We start from the raw sequence: 6,975 nt of genomic DNA on the forward strand, positions 1-6,975 counted from the left end.
GCAGGAGGGACGACGAATGGTTCAGGAGTTTCTGTCGATCACCAGCGGCGAGTTGTGGCTGCGCGGGGGCGAGGCGGCGCCGCTGCAGATCGAGTCGCCGTTCGCGCGCGAACTGATCCAGCGCGAGGCCGACAGCCGCCGCACCACCTCCTGGAAGCACGCCGAGCGCGAGGAGTCGAAGGGCATGCTCTCGGGCGCCGCGCTCTGGGGCCGCGGCGGCCCGGGCGGCGCGATGGCACCGGCGCGCTTTCTGCACGTCTGCCGGGGCGGGCCGCGCACCATCTATTACCTGCTGAGCGTGGGGCGCAGCATCGGCCTGTTCCGCTACGAGCTCGACGACAAGCGCGAAGTCCGGCTCTTCCACCGGCAGCACACGCCGGTGCTCGGCATGACCTTCGTGCCCGAGACCCGCCACGTGGTGCTGGCCGTGGGGCAGCCCGACGGCACCGCGCAGCTGGAGGTGTTCGACGAAGAGGGCAACGCCAAGGGCGCGATCACCGGCGGCGACAGCCTGGACGCCGCGCCGGCGGCGATGCCGGGCTCGGCCTCGACGCTGGTCTACCAGTCGTGCGGGGTCGCGCGGCACCCCGACAACGGCGTGGTCGTGGCGATGGCGCATTCGACCGTGAACTGGCTCGACTACCGCAGCGCCCAGATGGACAGCCTGCTCGACGACCCCGAGTGGGACTACATCGTTCCGCGCATCGCGGCCGACGGCACGCTCTACGCCATTCGCCGGCCGGTGGAGAAGCCGGCGCACGAGCGCGCCGGCGGCGCGATCAAGGACACGCTGATGATGCCGCTGCGTCTGGGCAAGGCGATCTTCGGTTATCTCAACTTCTTCTCGATGATCTACGGCAAGGAGCCGCTGCGCTCGGCCGGCGGACCGCGCGCGCCCGAACTCGACCAGGACCTGGGCAAGCTGTGGCTGCACGGGCGGATGATCGAGCTGTCGAAGGTGCGCAATGACCCGCAGTACGCGGGCACGCTGGTGCCGAACTCGTGGCAGCTGATTGCGCAGGAAGGCCGCCGCGCGAGCCCGCGCGTGGTGGCCTCGCACGTCGCGCACTTCGATCTCGCGCCCGACGGCACGGTGCTTCACAGCAACGGCTACGACATCTTCGCGTGGTCGCGCGGCGAGCAGCGCAAGCTGGACCGGCAGGCGCTGGTGGAGGGGCTGGCGGTGCTCTGAGCGGCGCACCACCACCCGCCAGGAAAAAAGCCCGGGACCGCGCGATGCGGTTCCGGGCTTTTTTCTATGGGGTCGACGCCGGCACCGTTGCGGGTGCCGGACAGGGCCCATGCGTCAGAGCGTGTCGATGAAGCTGCGCAGCTTGTCCGAACGCGAGGGGTGCTTGAGCTTGCGCAGCGCCTTGGCTTCGATCTGGCGGATGCGCTCGCGGGTCACGTCGAACTGCTTGCCGACTTCTTCCAGCGTGTGGTCCGTGCTCATCTCGATGCCGAAGCGCATGCGCAGCACCTTGCTTCGCGCGGCGTGAGGCTGTCCAGGATGTCCTTGACCACATCGCGCAGGCCGGCTTGCATGGCGGCCTCGATGGGGGCCGTGTTGCTGCTGTCCTCGATGAAGTCGCCCAGGTGCGAATCGTCGTCGTCACCGATGGGGGTTTCCATCGAGATCGGCTCCTTCGCGATCTTCATGATCTTGCGGATCTTGTCTTCAGGAATCTCCATCTTCGCGGCCAGGATGCCGGCGTCGGGCTCGAAGCCGAACTCCTGCAAGTGCTGGCGCGAAATGCGGTTCATCTTGTTGATCGTCTCGATCATGTGCACCGGGATGCGGATGGTGCGGGCCTGGTCGGCGATCGAGCGCGTGATGGCCTGGCGGATCCACCACGTGGCGTAGGTCGAGAACTTGTAGCCGCGACGGTATTCGAACTTGTCGACCGCCTTCATCAGGCCGATGTTGCCTTCCTGGATCAGGTCGAGGAACTGCAGGCCGCGGTTCGTGTACTTCTTGGCGATGGAGATCACGAGGCGCAGGTTGGCCTCGATCATTTCCTTCTTGGCGTCACGCGAAGACGACTCGCCTTCGTTCATGCGCTTGTTGATGTCCTTGAGCTGCGTGAGCGGCACCACCACGCGCGACTGGATGTCGGTCAGGCGTTGCTGCAGTTCCTGCACCGGCGGGATGTTGCGGGCGAGCACGGCGCTCCAGGGCTTGCCGGCGGCGGCCTGCTTCTCGACCCACTTCAGGTTCAGCAGGTTCGATGCGATGCGGTTGCCGTTCTTGTCGAAGCCGCTGAAGTCGCGAATGAACTCGTCCTGCGGGAAGCCGCACTTGTCCACGATGATGCGGCGCAGTTCGCGCTCTTTCTTGCGCACGTCGTCGACCTGCGTGCGAACCAGGTCGCACAGCTTCTCGATGGTCTTGGCGGTGAAGCGGATGGTCATCAGCTCTTCCGACATCGACTCCTGCGCCTTGACGTAAGCGGGCGTGCCGTAGCCTTCCTTGTCGTAGATCTTGTGGACCTTCTCGAACAGGCCGGCGATGCGGTCGAAGCGCTCGAGCGCGTCGCGCTTGAGTTCTTCGAGCTTCTTGGTCAGGGCCTTGGAGCCGCCCTTGCCGTCGTCGTCGTCTTCTTCGTCGAATTCGTCGAAGTCTTCTTCGGCCACGTAGTCGTCGGCCTCGTTGGGGTTCGAGAAGCCGTCGACGATGGTCGAGATGACGACCTTGCCTTCGCGGATTTCAGCGGCCAGGCGCAGGATTTCGGCGATGGTGGCGGGGGAGGCCGAAATGGCTTCCATCATGGCCATCAGGCCGCCTTCGATGCGCTTGGCGATTTCGATTTCGCCTTCGCGGGTCAGCAGCTCGACCGTGCCCATTTCGCGCATGTACATGCGCACGGGGTCGGTGGTGCGGCCGAATTCGCTGTCCACCGTGGACAGGGCCGCTTCGGCTTCTTCCTCGGCTTCTTCCACCGTGGTGGCGGTAGGCGCGGTGTTGTTCAGCAGCAGGGTTTCGGCGTCGGGCGTCTGCTCGTACACCGCCACGCCCATGTCGTTGAGCATGGTGACCACGACTTCCATGGTCTCGGCGTCGACCAGCTTGTCGGGCAAGTGGTCGGAGATTTCGCCGTGCGTGAGGTAGCCGCGGGTCTTGCCCAGCGTGATCAGGGTCTTCAGGCGCGAGCGGCGCTTGGCCAGGTCTTCTTCGGAGAGCACGGTCTCGTCGAGGCCGAACTCCTTCATCAAGGCGCGTTCCTTCGCCTTGCTGATCTTCATGCGCAGCGGCTTGACCTTTTCTTCGGTGGTCGTGGCGGCCGCGGGTTCGTCGCCGGCCAGATCTTCCTCGATGTCCGACAGGTCGATGTCGTTCTCGGGCGCATCCTTGTCAGCCTTGGGCTTGCGGCCGCGCTTGGCGCCGGTGGCGGGCGCAGCGGCGCCGGCGGCCTTGGGCGGACGGCCGACTTTCTTGGCGGCGGGAGCCGCGGCTTTTTTGGGATCGTCGAGAGAGGTCGATTTCGTGGGCACGGTTTTCACTTTCGTTGCGGCTGCCGCTTTGGACGCGGCGGCACCCGTCTTAGTTGCTGGCTTCGCGCCGGCTTTCAACGGTTTTTCTGCTGCGGGCTTGGTGGCGACGCTTTTGGCAAGTGAAGGAGCAGGCTTCTTTGAACTGGGCATACGACCTCGTTACGACAAGAAAAGACAAGCGAAATCACAGGCGCACCGTCACGCGGACAGCGCCACCACGCCCGTGCACAGGCACGGACAAAACAATTGGGAAAGAGGAATTAATTCCTCAGCAGGCAAGATGTCGGGCGAACATTTGGTATGCAGTCCTTGCGGTTATTGACCCTTTCCGCCGGAATTTACCGTTGGAGTGCGTTGCGCTAGGGGTCGGCCCGGAGGTGCTGCTGTCGCTCTTGCCTGATTTTCGCCAGTTGCGAAGCCCTACATTATAGCGCGTTGCGCAAATTTCAAGCAGTTTCTTCACCAGCCGGACGCAGCCGGTTGCGCAATTCGAGCCGGCGGGTCTCCAGCGCCTTGTAGCGCTCCAGGGCCTTCGGGTCTTTACCTACGGCCGCAATGGCCTCGCTCTGCTGGGCCTTGAGCAGGTCGTCGAGCATGAAGTCGAGCACGCTCGTCAGTTCCTTGGCGGCATCGGCCAGGTGCTGGTCTTCCTCGCCTTCGGGCACGGGGCCGGCTTCGGAAACGGCCATCAGGCGCTCGGCCAGCGGCTCGAAGTCGAGCCCGCGCAGGCCTTCGCGCAGGGCCGCCCAGGACTGCACGCCGTGCTCGTGCAACTGGCTGTCGAGCCAGGTGAACAGGGCGCCGTGCGAGCCGGGCAGGTCGCACAGCATCACGTGCAACTCGTGCGACAGCGCTTCCCACTGCGCCATGTTCGACAGCAGCAGCCGCACCGCCACGTCGGGGCGGCTGGGCGGGGCGCCGCGTCCGCGCAGGGGCTCGATGGGCTCTTCGAACTTGCCGCCCCAGCGCTTGCCCTTGGTGAACTTGCGCTGTTGCTGCTGGAACTTGGGCTTGCTATCGCTTTCATAGCGAGGCGGCTCGTAGTCCTGCGGCGGGGGCATGTCGGGGTAGTAGTCGTCCCCGCCGCCACCGGTGTACATCGGTGGCTCGTTGTGGCGCTGCGGGGCGGGGGCGCCACCACCGCCACCGCCGGCCTTGCGTGGGCCCGGTGTGGAGGCCCACAGCTCCGACAGCGCCGGCGCGTCGAGCTGCACCAGCGTCGCGATCTCGCTCAGCAGTTGCCGCTTCAGCGCGCCGTCGGGCATCGCGCTCCAGAGCGGGCGCACGTTGCTGGTCATGTGGGCGCGGCCCTCGGCCGTGGTCAGGTCGCAGCCTTCGCGGGCCGCCTCGAGCATGAAGCGCGACAGCGGCGTGGCCTCGGTCACGAAGCGGGCAAAAGCCTCGGCGCCGTGCTCGCGAATGAAGCTGTCGGGGTCGTGCTCGGCCGGCAGGAACAGGAACTTGATGCTGCGCACGTCGGTGGCGTAGGGTAGCGCGCCGTCGAGCGCCTTGCGCGCGGCGCGGCGGCCGGCGGCATCGCCGTCGAAGCTGAACACCACCGATTCGGTGAAGCGGAAGAGCTTTTGCACATGGTCGGTCGTGCAGGCCGTGCCGAGCGTGGCCACCGCATTCGGAAAGCCGAGCTGGGCCAGCGCGACCACGTCCATGTAGCCTTCGGTGACCAGCGCGTAGCCGCGGTCGCGGAAGGCGGTGCGCGCTTCGTACAGGCCGTACAGCTCGCGGCCCTTGCTGAACACGGGCGTCTCGGGCGAGTTCAGGTACTTGGGCTTTTCGTCGCCCAGCACGCGGCCCCCGAAGCCGATGCACTCGCCCTTCACGTTGCGGATCGGGAACATCACGCGGTCGCGGAAGCGGTCGTAGCGCTTGGCTTCCTCGTCGCTGAGCTTGCCTTCCTCGTTGTTGACGATCACGAGGCCGCTCTCGGCGAGCAGCGGGTCGTCGTAGTCGGGGAACACGCTGGCCAGCGCGCGCCAGCCGGCCGGCGCATAGCCGATGCCGAACTGCTTGGCGACCTCGCCCGATACGCCCCGGCCCTTGAGGTATTCGATGGCACCGGGCGCTTGGCGCAGGTGCTTGCGGTAGGCGTCGCCGGCTTTTTCGAGCACGTCGGTCAGCGTGGCCTGCTTCTGGCGCTGGGTGGCGGCGCGGGCGCGCTCGGCGGGGAGGCGTCGTCTTCGGGCACTTGCAGGCCGTACTGGCCGGCCAGGTCGTGCACCGCCTCGACGAAGCCCATGCCGGCATGCTCCATCAGGAAGCCGATGGCGTTGCCGTGCACCCCGCAGCCGAAGCAGTGATAGAACTGCTTCGTCGGGCTGACGGAGAAGGAGGGCGATTTCTCGCCGTGGAACGGGCACAGGCCCATGAAGTTGGCGCCGGCCTTCTTCAGTTGCACGTAGCGGCCGACGATCTCGACCACATCGGCGCGCGCGATGAGTTCCTGGATGAATGAAGCGGGGATGGTCATGTAGGCGAAGAGCGGCAAATCATACGCAAGCCGCTGAACGCCCACGACCGGGCGGCATACTGGCCGTGACCGAAATCCACGCATGACGACACCCAACCCCCTGCAACACGCCGCGCCGCTGCTGCGCCACCCCCTGCGATTCGCCTGGGAGGCGCTGAAGGAATTTCGCGCCAACCAGGGCCTGCTGCTGGCGGGCGCGGTGGCTTACTACGCGCTGCTGTCCATCGTGCCGCTGCTGATCGTGAGCGTGATCGCGCTGTCGCACGTCATCGAGCAGGCCGAGCTGCTGCGCACCATCGGGCGGTACCTGGAGTGGCTGTTGCCCGGGCAGTCGAAGGCCATCGTGGCCGAGCTGTCGAGCTTTCTGGACCACCGCGACGTGCTGGGCCCGGTGCTGCTGGTGACCATGATCTTTTTCAGCTCGCTGGCCTTCAGCGTGCTCGAAAGCGCCATGGCGGTGTTCTTCCACCACCGCAAGGCCGACCACAAGCGCCACTTCCTGGTGTCGGTGGCCATGCCGTACATCTACATCCTGTGCCTGTGCGTGGGGCTGCTGCTGGTCACTCTGGTGTCGGGCGCGCTGCAGCTGGTGGGGCAGGAGAGCGTCGACCTGCTGGGGCGCAGCTGGTCGCTGTCGGGCATTTCGGGGTTGCTGCTGTACCTGCTGGGGCTGGGCGGCGAGATCTTCATGCTGACCTCGCTCTACCTCGTGATGCCGGCCGGGCGCATGTCGCTGCGGCACGCCCTGCTGGGCGGCGTGACGGCCGCGCTGCTGTGGGAGGCCACGCGGCGCGTGCTGATCTGGTATTTCTCGACCCTGTCGCAGGTGAACGTGGTCTACGGCTCGCTCACCACGGCGATCGTGGTGCTGCTGAGCCTGGAAATTGCCGCCACGCTGGTGCTGCTGGGGGCCCAGGTGATCGCGCAGTACGAGCGCCTGGACCGCACCGGCAGCCTGAAGCCGCCGGCGCCGGAACCCACCCTCAGCGGGGAGCCAA

General features: G+C 66.4%; 3 protein-coding genes and 2 pseudogenes. 3 read left to right on the forward strand and 2 right to left on the reverse strand.

The window, feature by feature from the left end; genetic code table 11:
• Positions 1 to 16 precede the first annotated feature (16 nt).
• Entirely contained in the window at positions 17 to 1,192 is a 1,176-nt protein-coding gene (locus BMG07_RS26680) for a hypothetical protein (RefSeq protein WP_198087069.1), read from the forward strand.
• Positions 1,193 to 1,306: 114 nt separating this feature from the next.
• Here BMG07_RS26680 and rpoD read toward each other — a convergent pair.
• A pseudogene (gene rpoD / locus BMG07_RS26685) lies at positions 1,307 to 3,501 on the reverse strand (RNA polymerase sigma factor RpoD).
• Between rpoD and BMG07_RS44300 the strand changes: the two are divergent.
• Positions 3,485 to 3,814 carry a hypothetical protein gene (locus BMG07_RS44300; protein WP_307867077.1) on the forward strand — a complete coding sequence of 110 codons (330 nt, stop codon included), beginning with the start codon at positions 3,485 to 3,487 and terminating at the stop codon, positions 3,812 to 3,814. The pseudogene rpoD and the gene BMG07_RS44300 overlap by 17 nt on opposite strands.
• Positions 3,815 to 3,938: 124 nt before the next feature.
• Here BMG07_RS44300 and dnaG read toward each other — a convergent pair.
• Positions 3,939 to 5,977 (reverse strand): annotated as a pseudogene (gene dnaG, locus BMG07_RS26690) (DNA primase).
• A gap of 82 nt (positions 5,978 to 6,059) precedes the next feature.
• Between dnaG and BMG07_RS26695 the strand changes: the two are divergent.
• A partial coding sequence (locus tag BMG07_RS26695; protein WP_198087070.1) for a YihY/virulence factor BrkB family protein occupies positions 6,060 to 6,975 on the forward strand: 916 nt, incomplete at its 3' end.

Source organism: Variovorax sp. E3, assembly GCF_016082275.1.
Taxonomy (GTDB): domain Bacteria; phylum Pseudomonadota; class Gammaproteobacteria; order Burkholderiales; family Burkholderiaceae_C; genus Variovorax.

Bases quoted from the DNA above. Each gene is read 5' to 3' on its own strand.
- BMG07_RS26680 (WP_198087069.1), top strand. From the start codon at position 17: ATGGTTCAGGAGTTTCTGTCGATCACCAGCGGCGAGTTGTGGCTGCGC.